Here is a 22,636-nt window from a genome sequence, read left to right as displayed (position 1 = left end):
CCCATGTTCCGAGTCGGACAAGGTTACGATGTACACCAACTGGTGGAAGGCCGCCCGCTGATTCTGGGTGGCGTCACCATTCCGCATACACACGGCCTGCTGGGCCATTCCGATGCCGACGCCCTGTTGCATGCCATCACCGATGCGCTGCTGGGCGCTGCCGCCTTGGGCGATATCGGCCGTCACTTCCCGGATACTGACGAGCGGTTCAAAGGGGCTGACAGCCGCGTGCTGCTGCGCGAAGCAGTGGCCCGCGTGCGTGCCGCGGGCTGGCAGGTGGTGAATGTGGATGCCACCCTGATTGCCCAGCGTCCCAAGCTCGCGCCCTATATCGACGCCATGTGTGCGACGATTGCCGCCGACCTGGGCATTGCCGTGAACACAGTCAATGTGAAGGGCAAAACCAACGAAAAACTGGGCTATCTGGGTCGTGCCGAGGCGATCGAAGCCCAGGCCATCTGCCTGCTGATGCCGCAGCAATGAGCCTGCTCGCACCGACAGATGGCTGTCGTTGTGGGATAATCGGCACCGGACATGCAATCGAACTCACCTGATGGAGCAAATACTATGCTGACCCAAGACCAACTCAAGCTGGCCGTTGCCCGTAAAGCGCTGGAATTCGTGCCGGAAGACTGCATTATCGGCGTGGGCACCGGTAGTACCGTCAATCTGTTTATCCAGGAACTGGCTACCATCAAGGGCCGTCTCAAAGGCGCTGTTTCAAGTTCTGAGGCATCCACCGCCCGCCTGAAGGCCCTGCACATTCCGGTGTTCGAACTGAACGATGTGGAAAAGCTCGAGGTGTATATCGACGGTGCCGATGAAATCAACCATCACCTGCACATGATCAAGGGTGGCGGCGCCGCCCTGACCCGGGAAAAGATCGTGGCCAGCGTCGCCGAACAGTTTGTCTGCATTGCCGACGAAACCAAGTATGTCACCAAGCTGGGTACCTTCCCGCTGCCGATCGAAGTCATCCCGATGGCGCGCAGCTCGGTTGCCCGTCAACTGGTGGCGCTGGGGGGGCACCCGGAACTGCGCCAGGGCGTGGTGACCGATAACGGCAACCTGATCCTGGATGTTCATGGCCTCACCATCAATACCCCGGTAGAGCTGGAAGAAACCATCAATCACATTGCCGGTGTTGTCACTTGCGGTCTGTTTGCCCGCCGTCGTGCCGATGTGCTGGTGCTGGGCCGTCAGGATGGCGTGGAAGTCATCCGCTAAGCCTTTATCCCTGTCAACGGGCCTGGTTGCACGGGCCCGTTCCGATTAAATGTCATCAGCCTGTCATCTGGCTGGCTTACTATTACCCTTTACCCGAATTCCGGATTCGTTCAAGAGGCAGACATGGCAGAACACATCTCCAAGCAGTTCGACATGGAACTGGAAACCATCCGTACCCGCGTGCTGCAAATGGGTGGCCTGGTGGAACAGCAGATTCTCTCTGCCATCGATGCGCTCATGTCCGGAGATATCGCCAAGTTCGACAAGGTGATTGCCGAAGATGCACTGGTCAACTCCATGGAAGTCACCATTGATGACGACTGCCAGCACATCATTGCCCGCCGTCAGCCGGCCGCCAGTGACCTGCGCATCATCATCACCGTGATCAAGACCATCACCGACCTGGAACGCATCGGCGACGAAGCCCAGAAAATCGCCCGCATGGGCAAGACCATCTATCAGTCCGAGCGCTACCAGATGCCGCGCTTCCGCGAAATCCGCAAGATGGCGGAAGTGGCATTGGGCATGTTGCGCCGCGCGCTGGATGCCTTTGCCCGGCTGGATGCCACGGCTGCGCTGGAGCTGGCCGAAGAAGACATGCGGCTGGATGACGACTTTGCTGCCGAACTGCGCCAGCTGATTACTTTCATGATGGAAGACCCGCGCACCATCAGCATGTCCATCGATACCCTGTTCATTTCCAAGGCCATCGAACGCATTGGCGATCATGCCAAGAACATCTCCGAATACGTGGTTTATCTGGTGAAGGGCAAGGACATCCGCCATACCTCGCTGGAAGCCATCAAGCGGGAAACACTGGGCGGCTGATCAAGCGCAATGACGTAACGGTATAAATGGCGGTAACATCCTCGGTGTTACTGCCATTTTTTATTGAATAATCGATGACGGAGTCAGGTGCCATCCTTGCTGTTGGCCCGGACTTCGCAGCAAACCCTCATGCAAAAGGCTTGCCTTTGACCTCCACCCTGCCTACTCCGGATGTGCTGGCGACTGTTGACCTGGGGTCCAACACCTTCCGCCTGCAAGTCTCCCGTGTCGTTGAAGATCAGCTTTATCCGCTGGATGCGATGAAAGAAACCGTTCGTCTGGGTGCCGGCCTGACTGCGGACAAATACCTGGACGAAGTCACGCAAGAAAAAGCGCTGGCCTGCATGGCGCGCTTTGGTGAACGTCTGCGGGGTTTCAATCCCCGCCAGGTGCGCATTGTGGGCACCAATACCCTGCGCGTGGCGAAGAACTCAGCCGAATTCATCCAGCGTGCCGAAGCATTGCTGGGTTTCCCGATTGAAATCATTGCCGGGCGGGAAGAAGCGCGGCTGGTGTATATCGGTGCTGCACATTCGCTGCCTGCCACCAAGGAGAAGCGCCTGGTGGTGGATATTGGCGGCGGCTCCACCGAATTTGTCATCGGCAGCCAGTTCAAGGCCCATGTGACCGAAAGCCTGCCGCTGGGCTGTGTCAGTTACAGCCTGCGCTATTTTGCCGATGGCAAGCTCAGCCGCAGCAATTTTGCCGATGCCACGCTGGCAGCGCGTAACGAAATCCAGCGTATCACCGCTGAATATCGTCCCGAGGAATGGCAGCTGGCCGTCGGCACTTCCGGTACCGCCCGCTCCTTGCGCGATATCCTGGAAATCAATGATTGGTCTGCGTCCGACATCACGCTGGATGGCATGCTCAAGCTGCGTGCCGAGCTGATCCGGCGTGAAAACCTGAAAAACGTCAGTCTCAATGGCCTGAAGGCAGACCGGCTGCCGGTTCTGCCTGGTGGCCTTGCCATCATGATTGCCATTTTCGAAGAACTTGGCGTCAACAAGATGATCGTGGCGGAAGGCGCGCTGCGCGACGGTGTGTTGTACGACCTGCTGGGCCGCCAGCGCGAAAAGGACATGCGCGAGAGCACGGTGCAGCTGTTCAAGCGGCGCTATCACGTGGATGTGGCGCAAAGCGAGCGCGTGCAGGCACTGGCCGAGCGCCTGTACCGCATGGTGGCCGGCGAGGACCTGGATCAGGACATGCTCAAGCGGCTGATCTGGGCGGCGCGGCTGCATGAAATCGGCCTCACCATTGCTCATACGGCCTATCACAAGCACTCGGCCTATATTCTGCAAAACGCCGACATGCCGGGTTTCTCCAAGCGTGAGCAGGCCATGCTGGCCACCATCGTGCTGGGGCATCGTGGCGATATGGGCAAGATGCTGCAAGTGGTGAATGATCCGGCCTTGTGGCAAGCGGTGGTAGCCCTGCGTCTGGCTGTCCTGTTCTATCGCAGCCGCAATACCATTGTTTTACCTGCCGAGCTGGACCTGAAACCGGATGCCAAAGGGTTTGTTCTGACAGTCAGCCAGAACTGGCTGAAAGACAATCCACTGACCACCAGTGCCTTCCGTCAGGAAGTGTCGCAGTGGAAGAATGTCGGTTTTGAACTCGACATCAGTCAACGCTGAACCATGCGCCATGCTCAGGTAAAACAACGGGTGCCCACCTTGGGGGAAGCACCCGGCACGCTGCTGCCGGTGGGCGAGCAGAAAGTGGCCAGCAGCAGCATCACCTTGCTGGAATACGGCCCGCAGCAACTGCACGAAACCCGCTTCGAGACCGTGGCCGACGGTCTGTCTTATCAACCCAGCCAGCCCGTGCTATGGCTGAATGTGTACGGCCTGCACGACCCGGCCGTCATGCAGGCCATCGGCGATCGCTTCGGACTGCACCCGCTGGTGCAGGAAGACATTCTCAATAATCGTCAGCGTCCCAAGCTGGAGGACTACGGCGATTATCTGTTTATCGCCACCCGCGTTTTTGATTTCCCGCCACATGGTGGTCGTCTGGGCTACAACCAGATGTATCTGGTGATTGGCAAAGACTTTGTCCTGTCGTTTCAGGAAAAACCCACCGGGGTGTTCGAGCCGGTGCGCGAACGCTTGCGTGGCGGGCGCGCGGCCTTGCGCAACAAGGGGGCGGACTACCTGGCTTACGGCCTGATTGATGCCATCATCGATGACTATTTCGGCGTGCTCAGCCAGTTTACCGAGCATGTCGAGCGTACCGACCAGATGCTGCTGCACGGGCGCGAGCAAGGCGTGCTGCACAAGGTGCAGCGCTTGAAGCACGATTGCCTGAAGCTGCGCCGTTCCATCCTGCCCTTGCGCGAAATCCTGCTGAACCTGATGCGCGGGGAACACCAGTTGATCCAGGCGGATACCCAGGTGTATCTGCGCGATGCCTACGACCACACCATGCATGTGGTGGAGTCGCTGGAAATGTCGCGGGAAATGGTGGCGGACATGCTGGACTTGTACCTTTCCACCCAGTCGCACCGGCTGAACCTGCAAATGCGGGTGCTGACCGTATTCAGCATGATCTTCATGCCGCTCACCCTGATTGCCGGCATTTACGGCATGAACTTTGAAAACATGCCGGAGTTGCACTGGCACTATGGCTATTTTGGGGTGTTGGGTTTGATGGCGGCGATTGCCATCGGGCTGATCTGGCTGTTTTCACGGCGCAACTGGATCTGAATCCGGACTTCCCGACACACACCGCAGCGGCCCAGGCCCTGCGGTTTTTTATTGCTTCACTTGCGTGAGCAGATGGTGCAAATATACCCCTTGGGGGTATATACTGCTGGCAAGGAGTCCATCATGAGCGAGATTACCGTTACCCTGCCCATCGCCGGCATGCATTGCGCCGCCTGTGCGGTGCGGCTGGAAAAAGTATTGGGCAAGCTGGAAGGCGTCAGTGCCAGCGTCAACTTTGCCAGCGAGCAGGCACAAGTGCGTTGTCAGGGCGGGCAAGACCAGCTGCAGCAAATACAGGCGGCCATCAGCAAGGCCGGTTTCTCCGTGCCGCAGCAACAGCTGCAGCTGGATATCCACGGCATGACTTGCGCTGCCTGTGCGGTACGGCTGGAAAAAGTGCTGAACAAGCTACCCGGCATGACGGCACAGGTCAATTTCGCCACCAGTACCGCCAGCATGCAGTTTCCCAGCGGCATGCTGGCCCTGGCCGATGCACAGGAGGCCGTACGCAAGGCCGGTTTCACCGCCACGCCACAGGCAGATGCCACTGGCAGTACCAGCCCGGAACAGACACCCGCTCAGGATGGCAAGGAGCTTGCCTGGTTTGCCGCATCCTTGCTGCTCACCCTGCCATTCCTGTTCGACATGCTGGCCATGATGTTCGGCTGGCATGGCTTGATGCTGTCACGCGGCTGGCAACTGGCGCTGGCCACTCCGGTGCAGTTCATTGTCGGCTGGCGCTTTTATCGTGGTGCCTGGCATGCCTTGCGCAGTGGTGGCGCCAATATGGATGTGCTGGTGGCGCTGGGTACCAGCATGGCCTGGCTGCTCTCCACCGTGGTGACCCTGTCTGCGGCATCACAACAGCATGTGTATTTTGAAGCCAGTGCCGCCGTCATCACCCTGGTATTGCTGGGCAAGCTGCTGGAAGCTCGCGCGCGTGGCAAGACTTCGGCGGCCATCGCCAGCCTGGTGCGGCTGGCACCGCGTCAGGCGCGTATCGAGCGGGATGGCCAGTTGCACGATATTGCCGTTGAACAGTTGCAAGTAGGCGATGTGGTAGTGGTGCGTCACGGCGAAAGCCTGCCGGTGGATGGTGTGGTGCTGGAAGGCGAGGCCGCCGTGGATGAAAGCATGCTGACCGGTGAGAGCATGCCCGTCAGCAAGGGCCATGGTGACAAGGTATATGCCGCCACGCGCAATCAGCAAGGCATGCTCAAGGTACGCGCCAGCAGTGTGGGCAGTCATACCCAGCTGGCGGAAATCATCCGCCTGGTGGGGCTGGCGCAGGGTTCGAAAGCACCCATCCAGCGACTGGCAGACCAGATCGCCGGCATCTTCGTGCCGGTGGTGGTGGGTATTGCCCTGCTCACCTTGCTGGGCAATGGCTGGTGGCTGGGCGACTGGAGCCAGGCCACGATCCGCGCGGTGGCCGTGCTGGTGATTGCCTGCCCCTGCGCGCTGGGGCTGGCGACCCCGACGGCCATCATGATGGGGGTGGGCAAGGGCGCAGCACGTGGCGTGTTGTTTCGTAATGCAACGGCCCTGGAAACCGCAGGCCGCATCGACACCTTGCTGGTGGACAAGACTGGCACCCTGACCCGCGGCAAGCCGGAACTCACCACCATCTGGGCTGCTGATGGTGATGAAAACCGCGTCTTGCAACTGGCGGCCAGTGTGGAGAGCGGGTCGGAACACCCACTGGCGCGCGCCATCCTGCAACAGGCAGCACAGCGTGGCCTGGCCTTGCTGCCCTTGGCGGATTTTCAGGTTGAGGTTGGCCAGGGGGTGATGGCCAGTATCGAAGGCCATGGCCACCTGCGGGTAGGGCGGCCGGACTGGGCCTGCAATACTGCCTTGCCTGCGGGCTGGCCGCTGGCCGGCCAAAGCATGATTGCCGTGGCAAACGATGACGGATTGCTGGGCTTGCTGGCTATTGCCGATACCCTGCGCCCGGAAGCCGGACCAGCGGTGAAAGCCTTGCAGCAAAAAGGGGTGCAGGTCATCATGCTGACCGGCGACAACCCGTCAACGGCAGCGGCCATTGCTGCGCAGGCTGGTATTGCTGATTACCGCGCGGGTTTGCGGCCGCAAGACAAGGCCACGGTGGTGCGCGAGCTGCAGCAGCAGGGCCGCAAGGTGGCAATGCTGGGCGATGGTGTCAACGATGCCCCGGCGCTGGCGGCGGCTGATGTCAGTTTTGCCATGGGTGCGGGTTCGGATGTGGCCATCGAAACCGCCGACATCACCCTGATGCAGGGCGATGTCACCCAGGTGGCGGCCGCCATCCGCTTGTCGCGCAGTACGCTGGCAAAAATCCGGCAAAACCTGTTTTTTGCCTTTTTCTACAATGTTCTGGGCATTCCGCTGGCGGCGCTGGGTTTGTTGAACCCGGTAGTGGCCGGCGCAGCCATGGCCCTGAGTTCGGTATCGGTGGTCAGCAATTCGCTATTGCTGCGCCGCTGGAAATAAACGGAAAGGAAGCAGCATGAGTGAACTGAAACTGAAAATCGAAGGCATGACCTGCGGCGGCTGCGCCAACAGCATCAGCAAGGTGCTGTCCACCATGGCTGGGGTCAGCAGCGCGGAAGTCAGCCTGCAAGACAAGCAGGCCAGCATTGTTTACGACGCCGCGACGGTGTCGCCGGAAGAATTGGCCGCCGCGGTGGAAGATGCCGGTTTTGATGTGGTGGCTGCTGAGTAAGGGAATAAATACCCCAAGTCCGTAGAAACACTTATACTCCTGTCATTAAAGATGCCGGTCCGGGGGCCGGCATCATTCATAGACACTGCAACGGCGCAAAGCCGTGACATGAAACGATGATGGGTATCTGGATCCGTAAGCTGACGGCCTTCTGCCTGCTGGCGCTGGCTGGGCATGCAGCACAATGTGCGCCTCTGTCAGTGCTGGCAGAGGAAAACCTGCCGTTTTCCTATCGGCAAGGGAGCACGATACAGGGCTACTGCACGGCAGTGGTGCGCAATGCGCTGGAGGCTGCGCATCTGCCCTACCAGATGGATATCCAGCCCTGGGCTCGCATCTATACCACCACACTGGCCAAGCCCGGCACGCTGATGTATCCGGTGGCCAGAACGGCAGAGCGGGAAGACAAGTTCCACTGGATCGGCCCGCTGGTTGCCAACCGCATTGCACTGTTCCGCAAGAAAGGGCGACGCGATGTGGTGGTGCACAGTCTGGATGATGCCCGGCGTTACCGTATCGGTGTGGTGAACATGGATTTCCGCGAGGAATACCTGCGGCGCAAGGGCTTTGGGGAAGCTGGCAGCCAGCCCTTGGTGGTGGTGAACTCCAGTGAGCTGCTGCTACCCATGCTGCAAGCCGGCCGCATCGACCTGATTCCGCTTGGCCTGGCCAAATGCGCGCCGCACGGGCTGGATTGCAATGCCATGGAGCCGGTTTATGTGCTGAGCGAGCTGGAGTCGGCGCTCTACATGGTATTCAGCCGCGATACCAGCGACGCGCTGGTGCAGCAGGTGCGCGAAGGCTTTGAACAAGCCCGGCGCAATGGCAGCGTGGCGCGCATCATGGCACCACTGAACCGCATTTATGGCCGTGGCGAATGACACGGCATGGAGCCTACAGTTCGATGCTGATGCTCTGATCCAGCGGATGCAGGTGCAGTAGCGAAGGCAGCTCCTTGCGCACCTGTTCCAGCAGCTGTGCACGCTGTGCATGGTCGGTATGGGTCAGCCAGACATGGACATTGGGCGGCAGGATTTCCAGCATCGGAACCAGCAGAGCCGGAGACATATGGCCTGCCGCCAGGGCATTGGCGGATTTCTCGTTCAGAAAACTCAGTTCGCAAATCACATCGGTCAGTGACGGTACATGGCTGATCCAGTGCCAGAAGGCGAGACAAGGCCCGGAGTCACCGGTAAAGGCCAGCGCACGCCATGGGCCTTCCAGCAGCCAGCCCAGTGCCGGTACGCTGTGCTCGGCAGGCAGGGCGGTGGCAATGCCGTCGGGCAAGGTGACTGCATCGCCCACTTCCACCGGGTGCAGTCGCAGCCAGGGCACATTGCCCGGTGCCGCCCGGGTGTAGTCCGGCCAGTCTGTGCTGTTGAACATCTGCTGCTTCAGCGCGCTGATGGTTTCCTGCTGGGTATAGACATCCACCCCGCGGCCACCGTGGGTGATATGTGCGTCGGCCAGCAAGGGCAGACCGCAGCAATGATCCAGATGATTGTGCGTCAGCAGCACGGTATCAATCTGCAACATGGCGGCGGTATCCAGCTCGCTGATGCCGCTGCCGCAATCGAGCAGGCAGTTATCGTCCACCTTGAAACAGGTGGTACGTGCTGCCTGATCGTTGCCGGATGATGAACCCAGAACCTTGACGTGCATGTGCATCCCCTTGCATGAAGCCCTTAGCAGTGTAGCTGATGCCATGACATTGCGCCGCTGTCATGCCCCGGATTGCGCTTGCCGTGCTATCCGCTACCTGCATTGTCGCGGGCGGATGTTGATGCAGGATTGTAGGTGGATCACTGTCGGGCGGGTGCAGGCTGAGGGTAAATCCGTGCAAATCAGCGGCTATTGCCCGCCAGTCGTCTCCCACTCCATTCCAGGCCGGAACACAGCAGCAGATAGGCAATGGCTACAATGCCGAATACCTGCAAGGGGTAAACCTGCTCGCGATTGTTGATCTGGGTGGCGACAAAAGTGAACTCCGCCACACCCACCACATAAGCCAACGAGCTGTCCTTGAGCAGGGTTATCCACTGGTTGATGAAGGACGGCAGCATGTGGCGCAAGGCCGGAGGCAGGATGACGTAGCGCAGCGTTTGCCAGCGCGTCATGCCCAGGGCCGCGCCAGCCATCCATTGGCCCTTGCCGATGGCTGCGATGCCTGCCTGAACCGACTGGCTCAGATAAGCTGCGTTGATCAGCGCCAGCGCGGCAATCACCGTCAGCACACCGGGGATGTCGATGCCGAACAGAATGGGCAGCAGGAAGTAACACCAGAAAATCAGCATCAGCACCGGGATGGCACGCAGCACCTGCACCAGCAGGGTCAGGCTGCGCTTCAGGCGCGGGCTGCCCATGGTGAGGGCAATGCCGCCGGCCAGCCCGCCCAGCGTGGCCAGCACACCCGCGGCCAGGCTGATGCCGACGGTGAGCAGCAGCCCGCCGGGCTGCCCCTGGGCCAGATTGCCCCATAGCAGATAGTCCAGATTGTCTTGCAACAGGGTCAGCATCATGCGTCAGGTGCTCCGTTGGCTTGGCGGCTGCCTGCCAGCTGGGTACCGATCACCAGCAGCAGGTATAGCAGGGTGGCTACGGCAAAGGCCTGAAAGGCCAGCAGGGTTTCGCTTTCCACCTGGCGCGAGGTATAGGACAGCTCTGCCACGCCGATGGCCATGGTCAGCGAAGTATTCTTGATCACCGCCGTGTACTGCCCCAGCAGCGGCTGGCGGATGACTCGCAGGGCTTGCGGCAGAACGATGAAACGGAAAATCTGCCATTCATTCATGCCCAGCGCCCGCGCCGCCAGCTTTTGCCCGCGTGCCACGGTGTTCAGCCCGGCGGCCAGTTCGGCACTGATGAAACTGGCCGAATACAGCGATAGCGCCAGCCAGGCGGCCAGCCATTCAAAGGACGGCCAGCCCAGGCTGAAGCCTAGCGGCAATGTCCATTGATGCGGGGTGTTCAGCCATTGCATGGCAGCATCCGGCAGCAAGCCACCGGCACCGAAATACCATAGCAACACCTGCACCAGCAGCGGCGTATTGCGATGCAGGCTGCAAAACAGTCGGGCCGGCCAGTGCAGCGCCCGCAGCGGGCTATCCTGTGCTGCGCACAGCAAGATGCCGAGCAAGGTGGCCGCCAGGCTGACACACAGTGCCAGTACGGCAGTCATGGCTGCACCATGCAGCAGCCAGCCCAGATAATGCGGTGCCAGCCAGCCCTGTCCCAGCCAGGAAGGCGGTGTCATCGGCTTCTTCTTTCAACAGGTGGAGTTTGACAATGCAGAAAACCGGCCTGTGCGGATGAGGCGCAGGCCGGTTGAGGTAGCCATCAAAAATCAGACGGCGTCGCCGATCTTGAAATCACGCGGCAGCGGGGCCTTGGTGCTGGGGCCGAACCAGCGGTCGTAAATCTTGCGGGCCTGGCCGGATTTCTCCAGTTCCAGCAGCGTTTCGTTTACTACCTTGGTCAGGCGCGCCTCGCCCTTGGGCAGGCCGATGGCCTGGTATTCACGGGTGAGGGTGAACGGAGCCAGCTCGTACTTGGCTTTGTCCGGGGCATTGGCCAGCAGGGCGGCCAGCTTGGAGCCATCTTGCGAAATGGCCTGTACATTGCCATTGCGCAGTGCGGTGAAGGCCAGCGGGGTGTCATCGTAGGCCACCACGGTGGTCTTGCTGTATTTCTCACGCAGGTAGATTTCCTGGGTGGTGCCCTTGTCCACGCCCACGCGCAGGCCTGCCAGCTGTTCCGGCTTGCTCAGGCTGCCTTTGCGGGCAATGAACTGCTGACCGGAAGCAAAGTAGGGCAGGCTGAAGTCCACCTGCTTCTTGCGTTCTTCGGTCACGGTGAAGTTGGCGGCAACCAGGTCGGCCTTGCCAGCCACCAGCAGCGGAATGCGGTTGGCCGGATTGGTTGGCACCAGTTCCAGTTTTACTTTCAGTTTGCTGGCAATGGCCTGGGCCACTTCAACATCCAGCCCGCTGATCTGGTGGGTTTTGGCATCCAGAAAACCAAACGGCGGGTTGCTGTCGAAGGCGGCCACGCGCAGTACGCCAGCTTTCTTGATATCGTCCAGACGGTCGGCCAGGGCATGGCCGGCAGTACCCAGCAGGGTGAGCGCCAGTAGCAGGGAAGGGGTTTTCATGGCTAAGCCTCTTGTGGAGTGAGATGACAATGACAGTCAGTACCGGTAGGTGCTGCTGTGAATGGCCTCCATGCTAGGCTGGACTGTTAAGAAGGTAAAACGATTAAAAATGAAGTTTTTATCATGATTTGGAATAAATGGAGCGGGACAGGTAGCGGCCAGTGGTTCACGCCATATGCTGTCGCCAGGCGCGGCTTAGCTGCTCCACCAGCCAGGACAGCAGCAGCATGGCAATGATCAGGCTGGCGGCCTTGTGCTGTTGAAACAGCGACAAGGCCAGATAAAGCTGCTGCCCCAGTCCGCCGGCACCGACGATGCCCAGCACCGTGGCGATGCGGATATTGTTTTCCCAGCGGTACAGGGTATAGGCCACCCATTGGCTGAATACCGTCGGTAGCAGGCCGTAGGCAAAGGCCAGCATTTGGCTGACACCAGACTGGCGCAGGGCGAGTTCTGGCGTGTGATCGGCATTTTCCAGCGTCTCGGCAAACAGCCGCCCCAGCACGCCTGCGGTGTGCAAGGCCAGTGCCAGCACGCCGGCGGCCGGGCCCAGCCCGACGGCCAGTACGGCTATCGAAGCCCACAGCAGGTCCGGCACTCCGCGCAGCAAGTTAAGCAACAGGCGGCTGGCCAGTTTGAGCAGACTGCCAAAGCGCCCGGCGGCCGGCATCGCCAGCACTGCTGCCGCGGCAAAGGCCAGCACCGTACCCAGTGCCGACATGGCCAGCGTTTCCAGCGTGCCATGTGCCAGCTCGGCCAGCATGCTGCCATCCGGCGGGAAAAAGTCATGGATGAAACGCGGGATGGCGGACAGATCGAAGCCACTGTCGCGCCAGCCTGGCAGGAGCCACAGCACGCTGGCCACCACGGCCACGATAGCGCTGCCCAGCAGGTAGATGCCACCGCGCGGGCGTTCCAGCGCATGACGGGACAGCAGGCTGATACCCTCGCTCAGGCCCACCAGCAGCAGGAACACCAGCAACAGGGTGCTGACTTCGCCGCCATTGAGCATTTTCAGGCTGGTGTCCAGCAACTGGCCCACGCCGCCGGCACCGACAAAACCCATTACCGCCGAGGCGCGTATCGCGCATTCCCAGCGGTAGACGCTATAGCTCACCAGCTCGGGCAGGGCTTGCGGCCACAAGCCGTACAGCAGGCATTGCCAGCGGCTTGCGCCTTGCAAGTGCAGGGCAGTGGCCAGCTCGCGCGGCTGGGATTCCAGAATCTCGGCATACACCTTGCCCAGCATGCCGCCGTAGGCCAGGCCGATGGCCAGCACTGCCGGCAGGCTGCCCAAGCCTGCTGCACGGACAAACAGCAACGCCCAGACGATTTCCGGAATGCCGCGCAGGACGACCATGGCACCGCGCACTGTGGATTTGAACAGCAACATGCTGGCAGCAGCTGTTTCAGCCGCCAGCACATGGCGCTCCAGAGCCCGTGTGGTAGCAAACGCCAGCGGTGCACCCAGCAAGATGGCCAGCGCAATACCGGCCGTGGCGCTGGCCAGCGTGGTGATGGTTTCGCGTGCCACATCCAAGAGAAAACTGCCCTGGGTGGATAGCGGAAAGAAACCGGCAACAAAACCGGCCATGGTGTGCCAGCTATCCGGATTGGCCAGCGTGGCCGGATTGAACTGGGTCAGGCTGAAGCTGGGTGCCAGTAACAGCAGGCCCAGCAGCAGGGTTAACAGTCGCGGCCAGCGTGCCGGGTCGCGCGGGTGGGGTTTCAGCATCGTAGTCCGGGGGTGAGGGTTTCCGCCGGGCTGTCAGCCACCTGTTCACGCATTCTTTCTCCGGCATACAGTGCGCTGACCACGCCGGGATGTACCTGCTCGCGTGGCAGGTCGAACATGATCTGGCCATCACGCACACCGATGATGCGCGGGAAGTAGGCCAGTGCGAGCTCTACCGAATGCAGGCTCACCAGCAGGCTTGCCCCACTGGCGGAGGCGGAGGTTTGCAGCAGGCGGATGGTGTCTTCGGCCAGCCTGGGGTCCAGTGCCGAAACCGGTTCGTCAGCCAGCAGCAGCCGGGGTTGTTGATACAACACGCGGGCAATGCCGACCCGCTGGCGCTGGCCGCCGGAAAGCTGATCGCAGCGTTGCCACAGTTTGTCGGCCAGATCCACCTGTTGCAGGCAATCCTGAATGGCTGCGCCATCATCAGGCCACAACAGTCGGCGCAGCCCGGTCAGTGCGCCGGATTGCCCCAGCCGTCCGGCTGCCACCGCGTGGATCACCCTTTGCCGGGCGGGGAGCGGCGGCGACTGGTAAACCATGCCGATGCGGCTGCGCAAACGGCGCAGCCAGCGTGCCGACAAATGCCAGGGGTTGTCGCCCAGCACGCTCAGGCTGCCGCTGCTTGGGCGGTAGCGGGTGGCTGCCAGCAGCAGCAGCGAGGTTTTGCCCGCCCCGGAAGGGCCGATCAAGGCCGCCTGTTCGCCACTGGCCAGCTCCAGCCGGATGTCACGCAGAATGCTGCTGCCAGCCAGTTCCAGGCTGGCGTTGTCAAACAGCAGGCTCACTTGAGCAGGCCTGCCGCTTCAGCTGCGGACTCGATGCCCTTGTAGTTATCCGCCTTGGTGGGAATGAAACGGCTGGCGCGTTGCAAGTCCAGAATGGCCTTGTCCTGCGGATTTTTCGGGTCAAGCTTGAGGAAGGCGGCGCTGATGCGTTCTTGCAGTTTCTTGTCCAGATTGCCGCGTACTGTCCAGTTGTAGTCGTAGAAGGCCGGGCTGGTGGCCAGCAGTTTCACCTTGCTGCTGTCCACTTTGCCGCTTTCTACCAGCTTGTCCCATACCGAGGCATTGAGCGCACCGGCGTCCACCTTGCCGGAAGCTACCCAGGCCACGGTGGCGTCATGCGCGCCGGAGTAAGCCACATTCTTGAAGAAGGTTTCCGGTTTGATACCTTCCTTTTGCAGGAAGTAGCGCGGCATCAGGTGGCCGGAGGTAGAAGAGGCCGAGCCGAAGGCAAAGCTCTTGCCTTTCAGGTCTTTCAGCGACTTGGCGCCCACGGCGGCATTGACGATGAATTTGGAGGTAAACCTGCTGTCCTCCTCACGCTGTACCAGTGGCACCACCTTGCCATGCAGGCTGGCCTGCACAAAGGTAAAGCCACCCAGCCAGGCCATGTCGATCTTGTCGCTATTGAGCGCGGTCACCACGGCGGCATAGTCGGTCACCGGTACAAACTGCACCTTCATTCCCAGCTGCTTTTCCAGATACTGGCCTAGCGGGGCAAACTTGCGTTGCAACTCGGTCGGGGCTTCATCCGGAATGGCGGAGACTTTGAGTACGGCCTCTTCGGCCGAGGCCAGTGCGCAGATGGCCAGCAAGGCGGTGGCCAGCGAGAGCTTGAGGGTTTTCATGCCTGGTATTCCTTGATCTGTACAGACAAAAGACGGTAGGACAAATAAAAGCCAGTCATGAGACTGGCTTTTGAAATCAGCAAGGGCAGACAGCAGTATAGCCTAGCGCTGCTGGCGTTTGCCGAACAAGACTAGCAACACCACGCCAATGACAATCATCGGCAGGCTCAGCCACTGACCCATGCTGATGATGTAGGAGTGGCCGAAGATGCCGGCATCCGGATTGCGGAAAAACTCGCTGATGAAGCGCGCCAGACCATAACCGATCAGGAATACCGCCGACACCTGTCCGCGCGCGCGCGGCTTGCTGCTGTAAATCCACAGCACGGCAAACAGGGCGATGCCTTCCAGCAAGAATTCATACAGCTGGGAAGGATGACGCGGCAGCGCACCGTACTGCATCAGCATGTTCAGCAGGTCGGACGAGGTCTGACCCTCGACCAGATCATTGGCCCGCGCCTGGGGGAATAGCATGGCCCACGGCAGATCGGGGCTGGCCACGCGGCCCCACAGCTCGCCATTGATGAAATTGCCGATACGCCCGGCGGCCAGGCCAAGCGGCACCAGCGGGGCGATGAAGTCGGTCAGCTCCCAGAAGCTGCGCTGCTGCTTGCGGGCAAACAAGGCCATGCCCACCAGCACGCCCAGGAAACCGCCATGAAAGGACATGCCACCCTTCCATACCATGAAGATTTCCGCCGGATGGCTGAAGTAGTAGCCGGGCTCGTAAAACAGCACTTCACCCAGGCGTCCGCCAATCACCACGCCGAGCACGCCATACATCAGCAAGTCGTCCAGCAGCTTGGAAGTAAGGAAAGCATGGCCCTGGCGGATGCGGTAATTGCCCAGAAGCAGGAACAGGCCAAAGCCCAGCAGGTACATCAGGCCATACCAGTGAATGGCCAGCGGGCCCAGGTGAATGGCAACGGGGTCGAACTGCGGATGAACGATCATTTGTCAGGTGGGTGCGTTTGCGGTAAAAGAATATGGACGAAATTATACGGAATGCGTTCCGCCGCGTCCTGTCATTACCATGACAGATTGCGGCCAGCCCGATCCCGCGGCACCCCGGAGAGGGCAGACCTGCCTGCAACACAGGCGCGGTCAGTGGCAATGCGCTCTGCAAGCATCTGATCATCAAGGAAACAAGACATGCCCCAATACCGTTCCAAAACCTCCACCGCCGGTCGCAACATGGCGGGTGCCCGTGCCCTGTGGCGTGCTACCGGCATGAAAGACGAGGATTTTGGCAAGCCCATCATCGCCATTGCCAACAGCTTTACCCAGTTCGTGCCCGGCCATGTCCATCTGCACAATATGGGGCAGCTGGTTGCACGTGAAATCGAACGCGCCGGCGGGGTGGCCAAGGAATTCAACACCATCGCCATCGACGACGGCATCGCCATGGGCCACGGCGGCATGCTGTACAGCCTGCCAAGCCGCGACCTGATTGCCGACAGCGTGGAATACATGGTGAATGCCCACTGTGCCGACGCGCTGGTGTGCATCTCCAACTGCGACAAGATTACCCCCGGCATGCTGATGGCCGCGATGCGCCTGAACATTCCGGTGATTTTTGTTTCCGGTGGCCCGATGGAAGCGGGCAAGGTGCAATGGGGCAACGACATCCGCAAGCTCGACCTGGTGGACGCCATGGTGGAAGCGGCCAACAGCGCCATTTCCAATGAAGATGTGGAGCGGGTGGAACGCTCGGCCTGTCCGACTTGCGGCTCCTGCTCCGGCATGTTCACCGCCAATTCGATGAACTGTCTGACCGAGGCACTGGGCCTGTCGCTGCCGGGCAACGGCAGCCTGGTTGCTACCCATGCCGACCGCAAGGAGTTGTTCCTGCGTGCCGGCCGCCTGATCGTTGACATCACCAAGCGTTATTACGAACAGGACGACGCCAGCGTGCTGCCGCGTGCCATCGGCACCAAGCAGGCTTTTGAAAACGCCATGAGCCTGGACGTGGCCATGGGCGGCTCCACCAATACCGTGCTGCACCTGCTGGCTGCTGCCAGCGAAGCCGGTGTCGACTTCAAGATGGCCGACATCGACCGCATCTCGCGTTCGGTGCCCTGCCTGTCCAAGGTTGCGCCGGCCACGCAGAAATACCATATGGAAGACGTGCACCGCGCTGGTGGCGTGGTGGCCATCCTCTCCGAACTGGACCGTGCAGGCCTGATCCACCGCGATGTGCCCACCATCCACAGCAAGACGCTGGCCGAGGGGCTGGAAGCCTGGGACATCATGCGCCATGGTGAAGACAGCGAAGCCCGCCGCTTCTACCGCGCTGCACCGGGCGGCGTGCCCACCACAATCGCGTTCTCGCAATCCATGCGCTATCCCGGCGTGGACGACGACCGTGCCGGTGGCTGCATCCGCGACAAGGCCAATGCCTACTCGCAAGATGGTGGCCTGGCCGTGCTGTACGGCAATATCGCCGAGCGTGGCTGCATCGTGAAAACCGCTGGTGTGGATGATTCCATCCTCAAGTTCACCGGCCGTGCCCGCATCTTTGAAAGCCAGGACGACGCCGTTGCTGCCATCCTGGACGACAAGATTGTGGCTGGCGACGTGGTGGTCATCCGCTACGAAGGCCCCAAGGGCGGCCCCGGCATGCAGGAAATGCTTTACCCCACCAGCTATCTCAAGTCCAAGGGCTTGGGCAAGGCCTGCGCGCTGCTGACCGATGGCCGTTTCTCTGGTGGTACTTCCGGCCTGTCCATCGGCCACGTGTCGCCGGAAGCAGCCGAAGGCGGTGCAATTGGTCTGGTGGAAGAGGGTGACACCATCGAGATCGACATCCCCAACCGCGGCATCCGTCTGGCCATCAGCGACGAGGCACTGGCTGCCCGACGCGCTGCCATGGAAGCACGTGGCCGTGATGCCTGGAAACCGGTGGATCGCCAGCGCCCGGTCAGCGCCGCCCTGCGTGCCTACGCGGCCATGACCACCAGTGCCGATACCGGCGCGGTGCGTGATGTGACCCAGGTGGAAAAATAAGCGGGCTGCCCGCTGAATCGGTAATGACGGCAGCTGCGGCTGCCGTTTTTTTTGCTTGTCCCTGCCTGCGTAATCAAGGGCAAGCCCGACTGATTGAACCGTAGAAAGTGAGTCAATGATGACCTCCACGACCAAACTGCACCTGACCGTCGATGCCCAGTATTGCAGCCCCTATGCCATGTCGGTGTATGTGGCGTTGCAGGAGAAGCAGTTGCCCTTCACCCTGTCTACACTGGATCTGGCTAGCGGGGCCAATCATGCACCGGCTTATGCGCTCAGTTCGCTGACCGCGCGGGTGCCTGCTTTGCAGCATGGTGATTTCGTGCTCAGTGAGTCTTCGGCCATTACCGAATATCTGGACGAGCTTTTCCCCACCCCGGCTTTGTACCCGCAATCGGCCCAGGACAAGGCGCGGGCGCGGCAAATCCAGTCCTGGCTGCGCAGCGATCTGCTGCCTCTGCGTGAGGAGCGTGACACGCTGGTGGTGTTCTACCGGCCAGTCGCACGTCCCTTGGCTGACGCTGCGCAGCGTGCGGCGCACAAATTGCTACGCGTGGCCGAGCAGATCCTGCCGCCGGGGTCGGACACCCTGTTTGGAGAGTGGAGCATTGTCGATGTCGATCTGGCACTGATGCTCAACCGCTTGCGCCTGAATGGCGACCCCATGCCGCAGCGACTGTCGGATTACGCAGCCTTGCAATGGCAGCGGCCATCCGTGCAGGCCTGGCTGGGTCTGTCACGGCCTGCCTTGTCATGAGTGATGAAGACCAAGTAAAACTGTCGGGTATTTGCCACAACCCTGTTTGATCCAGGATAAGATTTTTCTTGGGCGGTGAACTTAAAATTCGGCACCAAGTCACATCATTTCCGGTCACGCAAGCGCACCGGATTCCCTGATTGGTAGCGTGTTCTGGCGCTACGTCTTCTTGCTCTTCCTGCAAGACCGAACATTTCCGCATGTTCGGTTTTTCTTTTTTGTCACAATTTGAACTTGTATACAATATATTAGTGCTAATTGCGCTGCAATTAATCACATTCGAACATTTCCCATTGGCATGAGCCGGGCTGTACAGCGATAGCGTGCTGACGGCGATCCGCAGGGCTGTTGTGGGGGATATCGCTGCTTTGACTACGCTTGTGGCGATGCGGATTCTTTATGATATTTCGTAAAAAATCTTTAATAACATTGTGTTACAGCATTGCTTGATGGGGGTTTGGTGCGAGTAGGCAAAAAAAATGCGCGGTGCCGTGAGGCCCGCGCCAAGTCTACAAAGGAGAAATAGAGGAGAAACTATCAAGAAGCAATTGCTGCATCTCAACGAGTACGGATTATCCAGATGCCGTGTGCGAGTGTCAACATCTGAATTTTCGGAAAACGAAAAAACATCCATTTTTGTCGCAAATTAGCACATTCTTATGTTTTAAATTGAAAGTCAAGCGCTTGCTTGATGAGCCGTCAGCGGCTGACTGTGCGACAATATCGCCTTTCCCGATTTCAGCAGGATGACAAGATGTCGCAGCCGCTTCTCACTCTCCCGGACCCGCGCCAATACCACCCGCAGGTATCGCTGACCAATATGTTGATCCACAACGCGCTGTCGGTGCAGAACGCAACGACAGAAGCGGATCGTGAGATGTGGTTTGTCGCCATCCGCGATGCCATGGCGCAAATGCTGCAACGTGGCGAATTGCTCTCCATTTCGGTCGCTTTGGCGATGGTGCCGTCACAGGACACTTATAAGATTGTCTGGGATGCATTGCGGGCCGCAGTCGAGCAGCCGGACGGGCGCTGTGCACATGTGTTTGCCTTGCCGCTGGTGCTGGTGGCCGGTAGCAAGAACCAGGCAACGCTGCCTGCCGCCATTGCGGATGAAGACGGTTTGAACGCGTTGCTGCGCCAACACGGTGTCATCAGTTCGGATGGCGATGTCCGCGTGTTTGGTCAGTTGCTGCATCCGGACACGGTAGTGGCGATGGATGCGGCCAGGCTGTACCGCCTGACCCGTGATTTGACCAGCGCGGCTGATGGTGTTGGCGAAGCACTGAACGGTGCCGCCATCACCCTGAAAGAAGAAGGTGTGTTCCTGCGCTACCTGCTGGGTGTCGCCATCCAGCCGGAAGGCGATGCGGTCCCGGTAAAGCTGGGTGGTGCCGTCGGTGCCTGGGGCATGCCGCTGATGAAATTCCTGGGCGAACAATTGCACACCGATGGTGTGACGCTGTTCCCGATTGCCCGTCCGCCCTTGCCGGTGATGCAGGCCCTGGTGGCTGGCAACTTCGCCCGCTTCGAGGTGGCCTTGCAAGTGTTTGCCAGCAGTCAGATCCGCCGACTGCGCGAGTTGTCGAAAGACCCGGTTGCCATTCTGTCCGCCCACGACAACGGTCAGTTGCACATCACCCTGTCAGCAGAAGGTGACGAGCGCAACTGGGAAGCTTTTGTCTGGCCACTGGCTGCCATGGACAATGTGGCACTGATTGAATCGAATTTCCGTGAACTGATGGCTGAATGCCGGGTTCGCGATGTGCATGTGCTGGCCGAGGTTTACCCGGAAAGCCGTGACGGAATACCGCTGTTCTTTACCGCTGACGACCTGCCGCAGCTGAGCGGGCAATAAAGGACAACCATGGCGTAACGCGTTTGTGGATACTGCCAAAATAGCTTTACGTGAAAATTTTCCACCGGGCGATTCGTGTAGAATGGCCTCATCGTTAACCCTTTGATGGAAGAGTCAAAGATGTTTGCAGCTGACCAGACGATTGCCAAGTTCGACCCGGAACTGGCCGCCGCTATCAAGGCCGAGTGCCAACGCCAGGAAGATCATATTGAACTGATCGCTTCCGAAAACTATACCAGCCCCGCAGTGATGGAAGCCCAGGGCTCCCAGCTGACCAACAAGTACGCTGAAGGCTACCCGGCCAAGCGTTTCTACGGTGGCTGTGAACACGTGGACGTGATCGAGCAACTGGCGATCGACCGCGTGAAGCAACTGTTCGGTGCCGAGTATGCCAACGTGCAGCCGCACTCCGGTAGCCAGGCCAACCAGGCCGTGTACTTCTCCATCCTGAAACCGGGCGATACCGTAATGGGCATGAACCTGGGCCACGGTGGTCACCTGACCCACGGTTCCCCGGCCAACCTGTCCGGCAAGATGTTCAACATCGTGGCCTACGGTCTGAACGAAAAGGAAGAAATCGACTACGACGACATGGAACGCGTAGCGATGGAAACCAAGCCCAAGCTGATCATCGGTGGTGCATCCGCTTACGCGCTGCGCTTCGACTTCGAACGCATGGGTCAGATCGCCAAGAAGTGCGGTGCTTACTTCATGGTCGACATGGCGCACTACGCCGGTCTGATCGCCGCTGGTGTATACCCGAACCCGGTGCCGCATGCCGACTTCGTGACCTCCACCACCCACAAGACCCTGCGTGGTCCGCGTGGCGGCATCATCCTGGCCAAGGCCGAGTTCGAAAAGAGCATCAACAGCAATGTGTTCCCCACCCTGCAGGGCGGCCCGCTGATGCACGTGATTGCCGGCAAGGCCATCGCTTTCAAGGAAGCGCTGCAACCGGAATTCAAGGTGTACCAGGAACAAGTGCTGAAGAACGCCGACGCCATGGCCCGTACCCTGGCCGAGCGTGGTCTGCGCATCATCTCCGGCCGTACCGAAAGCCACGTCTTCCTGGTGGACTTGCGTCCCAAGGGCCTGACCGGCAAGGCCGCCGACGCGCTGCTGGGCCGTGGTCACATCACCGTCAACAAGAACGCCATTCCGAATGACCCGGAAAGCCCGTTCGTGACTTCCGGCATCCGTATCGGTTCCCCGGCCATCACTACCCGCGGTTTCAAGGAAGCCGAAGCCGTGATGGTGGCCAACCTGGTAGCCGACGTACTGGACAACCCGAACGACGATGCAGCCATTGCTCGCGTAGCCGAACAGGCTACCGCGCTGTGCCATCGCTTCCCGGTTTACGCCAAGTAAGCGCTAGCATGTTTGACCAAAGGCAGCCCACGGGCTGCCTTTTTTCTTGTCTGCAGCAAATAGGCGCTGCTTTACGATTGCAGGCATTAACCTGTGTGGCCTTTGCTGATACCATCAGACCATATCAAACACACTGGATTGACACGTCATGAAATGTCCTTTCTGTGGCAATGCCGATACGCAGGTCATCGACTCCCGCGTCAGTGAAGACGGGGCCAGCATCCGTCGTCGTCGTCGTTGCCTGGCTTGCGAAAAGCGCTTCACGACATTCGAGACCGCTGATGTGCGCATGCCGCAGGTGGTGAAGTCTGGTGGCCATCGTTCCGAATTCGATATCGAGAAAGTGCGTACCAGCTTTCTGCGTGCCCTGCACAAGCGCCCGGTTCCCACCGCCTTGGTGGATGATGCGATTGATCGTATCTGCCATCGGCTGCTGCAACTGGGTGAGCGCGAAGTATCCAGCCGGCAGATCGGTGAAATGGTGATGAACGAGCTGGCCAAGCTGGACAAGGTGGCCTATGTGCGTTTTGCCTCGGTCTATCGCAGTTTTCAGGATATTTCCGAATTCTCCGACGCCATCAAGGAAATCCAGAAGTCCAATCACTGACTATCAGCCTGACCGCTGCATTGCCGGTCAGCTTGCTTGCTTACGCTAT

At 59.9% G+C, this 22,636-nt stretch carries 21 protein-coding genes; 13 read left to right on the top strand and 8 right to left on the bottom strand.

Features of this window, described 5'->3' with window-relative positions; all coding sequences use genetic code 11:
- The first annotated feature begins 3 nt into the window (after positions 1–3).
- From ispF to JHD62_RS01990, 8 genes are all read left to right on the top strand, one after another.
- Positions 4–483, top strand: coding sequence for a 2-C-methyl-D-erythritol 2,4-cyclodiphosphate synthase (ispF, locus tag JHD62_RS02025; RefSeq protein ID WP_199101562.1), 480 nt, complete (start codon positions 4–6; stop codon positions 481–483).
- Positions 484–567: 84 nt separating this feature from the next.
- Positions 568–1,227, top strand: coding sequence for a ribose-5-phosphate isomerase RpiA (rpiA, locus tag JHD62_RS02020; RefSeq protein ID WP_045845669.1), 660 nt, complete (start codon positions 568–570; stop codon positions 1,225–1,227).
- 123 nt (positions 1,228–1,350) lie between these two features.
- The gene (phoU, locus tag JHD62_RS02015; RefSeq protein ID WP_199101561.1) at positions 1,351–2,055 is read left to right on the top strand and encodes a phosphate signaling complex protein PhoU; all 705 of its coding nucleotides are present in this window, start codon (positions 1,351–1,353) and stop codon (positions 2,053–2,055) included.
- Positions 2,056–2,228: 173 nt separating this feature from the next.
- Complete coding sequence (ppx, locus tag JHD62_RS02010) at positions 2,229–3,695, top strand: exopolyphosphatase (protein WP_045845746.1); 1,467 nt, start codon at positions 2,229–2,231, stop codon at positions 3,693–3,695.
- 30 nt (positions 3,696–3,725) lie between these two features.
- The gene (gene corA, locus JHD62_RS02005) at positions 3,726–4,766 is read left to right on the top strand and encodes a magnesium/cobalt transporter CorA (protein ID WP_370541014.1); all 1,041 of its coding nucleotides are present in this window, start codon (positions 3,726–3,728) and stop codon (positions 4,764–4,766) included.
- 123 nt (positions 4,767–4,889) lie between these two features.
- Positions 4,890–7,238, top strand: coding sequence for a heavy metal translocating P-type ATPase (locus tag JHD62_RS02000; protein WP_199101558.1), 2,349 nt, complete (start codon positions 4,890–4,892; stop codon positions 7,236–7,238).
- A gap of 16 nt (positions 7,239–7,254) precedes the next feature.
- Positions 7,255–7,470 (top strand): heavy-metal-associated domain-containing protein, encoded by a 216-nt coding sequence (locus JHD62_RS01995; RefSeq protein ID WP_045845673.1) that lies wholly within the window; start codon positions 7,255–7,257, stop codon positions 7,468–7,470.
- 119 nt (positions 7,471–7,589) lie between these two features.
- Positions 7,590–8,351 (top strand): ABC transporter substrate-binding protein, encoded by a 762-nt coding sequence (locus JHD62_RS01990; protein WP_062786154.1) that lies wholly within the window; start codon positions 7,590–7,592, stop codon positions 8,349–8,351.
- Between the two features lie 13 nt (positions 8,352–8,364).
- On the opposite strand, the gene JHD62_RS01985 is transcribed toward JHD62_RS01990, so the two are convergent.
- The 8 genes from JHD62_RS01985 to lgt all read right to left on the bottom strand — a co-directional run bounded on the left by JHD62_RS01985 (position 8,365) and on the right by lgt (position 15,945).
- A complete protein-coding gene (locus JHD62_RS01985; RefSeq protein WP_131355346.1) occupies positions 8,365–9,132 on the bottom strand; it encodes a 3',5'-cyclic-nucleotide phosphodiesterase in 768 nt (255 codons plus the stop codon).
- Between the two features lie 182 nt (positions 9,133–9,314).
- Complete coding sequence (locus JHD62_RS01980; protein WP_131355343.1) at positions 9,315–9,989, bottom strand: amino acid ABC transporter permease; 675 nt, start codon at positions 9,987–9,989, stop codon at positions 9,315–9,317.
- A complete protein-coding gene (locus tag JHD62_RS01975; RefSeq protein ID WP_199101557.1) occupies positions 9,986–10,723 on the bottom strand; it encodes an amino acid ABC transporter permease in 738 nt (245 codons plus the stop codon). The genes JHD62_RS01980 and JHD62_RS01975 overlap by 4 nt, the downstream gene beginning before the upstream one ends.
- Before the next feature lie 90 nt (positions 10,724–10,813).
- Positions 10,814–11,620, bottom strand: coding sequence for an ABC transporter substrate-binding protein (locus JHD62_RS01970; RefSeq protein ID WP_131355340.1), 807 nt, complete (start codon positions 11,618–11,620; stop codon positions 10,814–10,816).
- Positions 11,621–11,786: 166 nt separating this feature from the next.
- Positions 11,787–13,355, bottom strand: coding sequence for an ABC transporter permease (locus JHD62_RS01965; RefSeq protein WP_233160529.1), 1,569 nt, complete (start codon positions 13,353–13,355; stop codon positions 11,787–11,789).
- On the bottom strand, positions 13,349–14,146 hold the full coding sequence (locus JHD62_RS01960; protein ID WP_199101556.1) for an ATP-binding cassette domain-containing protein: 798 nt from the start codon (positions 14,144–14,146) through the stop codon (positions 13,349–13,351). The genes JHD62_RS01965 and JHD62_RS01960 overlap by 7 nt, the downstream gene beginning before the upstream one ends.
- Positions 14,143–14,991 (bottom strand): putative selenate ABC transporter substrate-binding protein, encoded by an 849-nt coding sequence (locus JHD62_RS01955; RefSeq protein ID WP_199101555.1) that lies wholly within the window; start codon positions 14,989–14,991, stop codon positions 14,143–14,145. Before JHD62_RS01955 ends, JHD62_RS01960 begins: the two co-directional genes overlap by 4 nt.
- Positions 14,992–15,093: 102 nt before the next feature.
- Positions 15,094–15,945, bottom strand: a complete 852-nt coding sequence (gene lgt / locus JHD62_RS01950) for a prolipoprotein diacylglyceryl transferase (RefSeq protein WP_062786136.1) — start codon at positions 15,943–15,945, stop codon at positions 15,094–15,096.
- Between the two features lie 198 nt (positions 15,946–16,143).
- Between lgt and ilvD the strand changes: the two genes are divergently transcribed.
- The 5 genes from ilvD to nrdR all read left to right on the top strand — a co-directional run bounded on the left by ilvD (position 16,144) and on the right by nrdR (position 22,587).
- Positions 16,144–17,997 carry a dihydroxy-acid dehydratase gene (ilvD, locus tag JHD62_RS01945; protein ID WP_199101554.1) on the top strand — a complete coding sequence of 618 codons (1,854 nt, stop codon included), beginning with the start codon at positions 16,144–16,146 and terminating at the stop codon, positions 17,995–17,997.
- A 115-nt stretch (positions 17,998–18,112) separates the two neighbouring features.
- A complete protein-coding gene (yfcF, locus tag JHD62_RS01940; RefSeq protein WP_233160528.1) occupies positions 18,113–18,754 on the top strand; it encodes a glutathione transferase in 642 nt (213 codons plus the stop codon).
- 754 nt (positions 18,755–19,508) lie between these two features.
- The gene (locus tag JHD62_RS01935) at positions 19,509–20,612 is read left to right on the top strand and encodes a hypothetical protein (RefSeq protein ID WP_199101553.1); all 1,104 of its coding nucleotides are present in this window, start codon (positions 19,509–19,511) and stop codon (positions 20,610–20,612) included.
- Between the two features lie 120 nt (positions 20,613–20,732).
- A complete protein-coding gene (gene glyA / locus JHD62_RS01930; protein ID WP_178970845.1) occupies positions 20,733–21,980 on the top strand; it encodes a serine hydroxymethyltransferase in 1,248 nt (415 codons plus the stop codon).
- Between the two features lie 148 nt (positions 21,981–22,128).
- The gene (gene nrdR, locus JHD62_RS01925; RefSeq protein ID WP_045845686.1) at positions 22,129–22,587 is read left to right on the top strand and encodes a transcriptional regulator NrdR; all 459 of its coding nucleotides are present in this window, start codon (positions 22,129–22,131) and stop codon (positions 22,585–22,587) included.
- Positions 22,588–22,636 lie beyond the last annotated feature (49 nt).

Source organism: Aquitalea sp. ASV11, from assembly GCF_016429185.1.
Classification (GTDB): Bacteria; Pseudomonadota; Gammaproteobacteria; order Burkholderiales; family Chromobacteriaceae; genus Aquitalea; species Aquitalea pelogenes.
The sequence above is the reverse complement of the archived record's forward strand: the minus strand, read 5'-3'. Positions and strand labels throughout refer to the sequence as shown.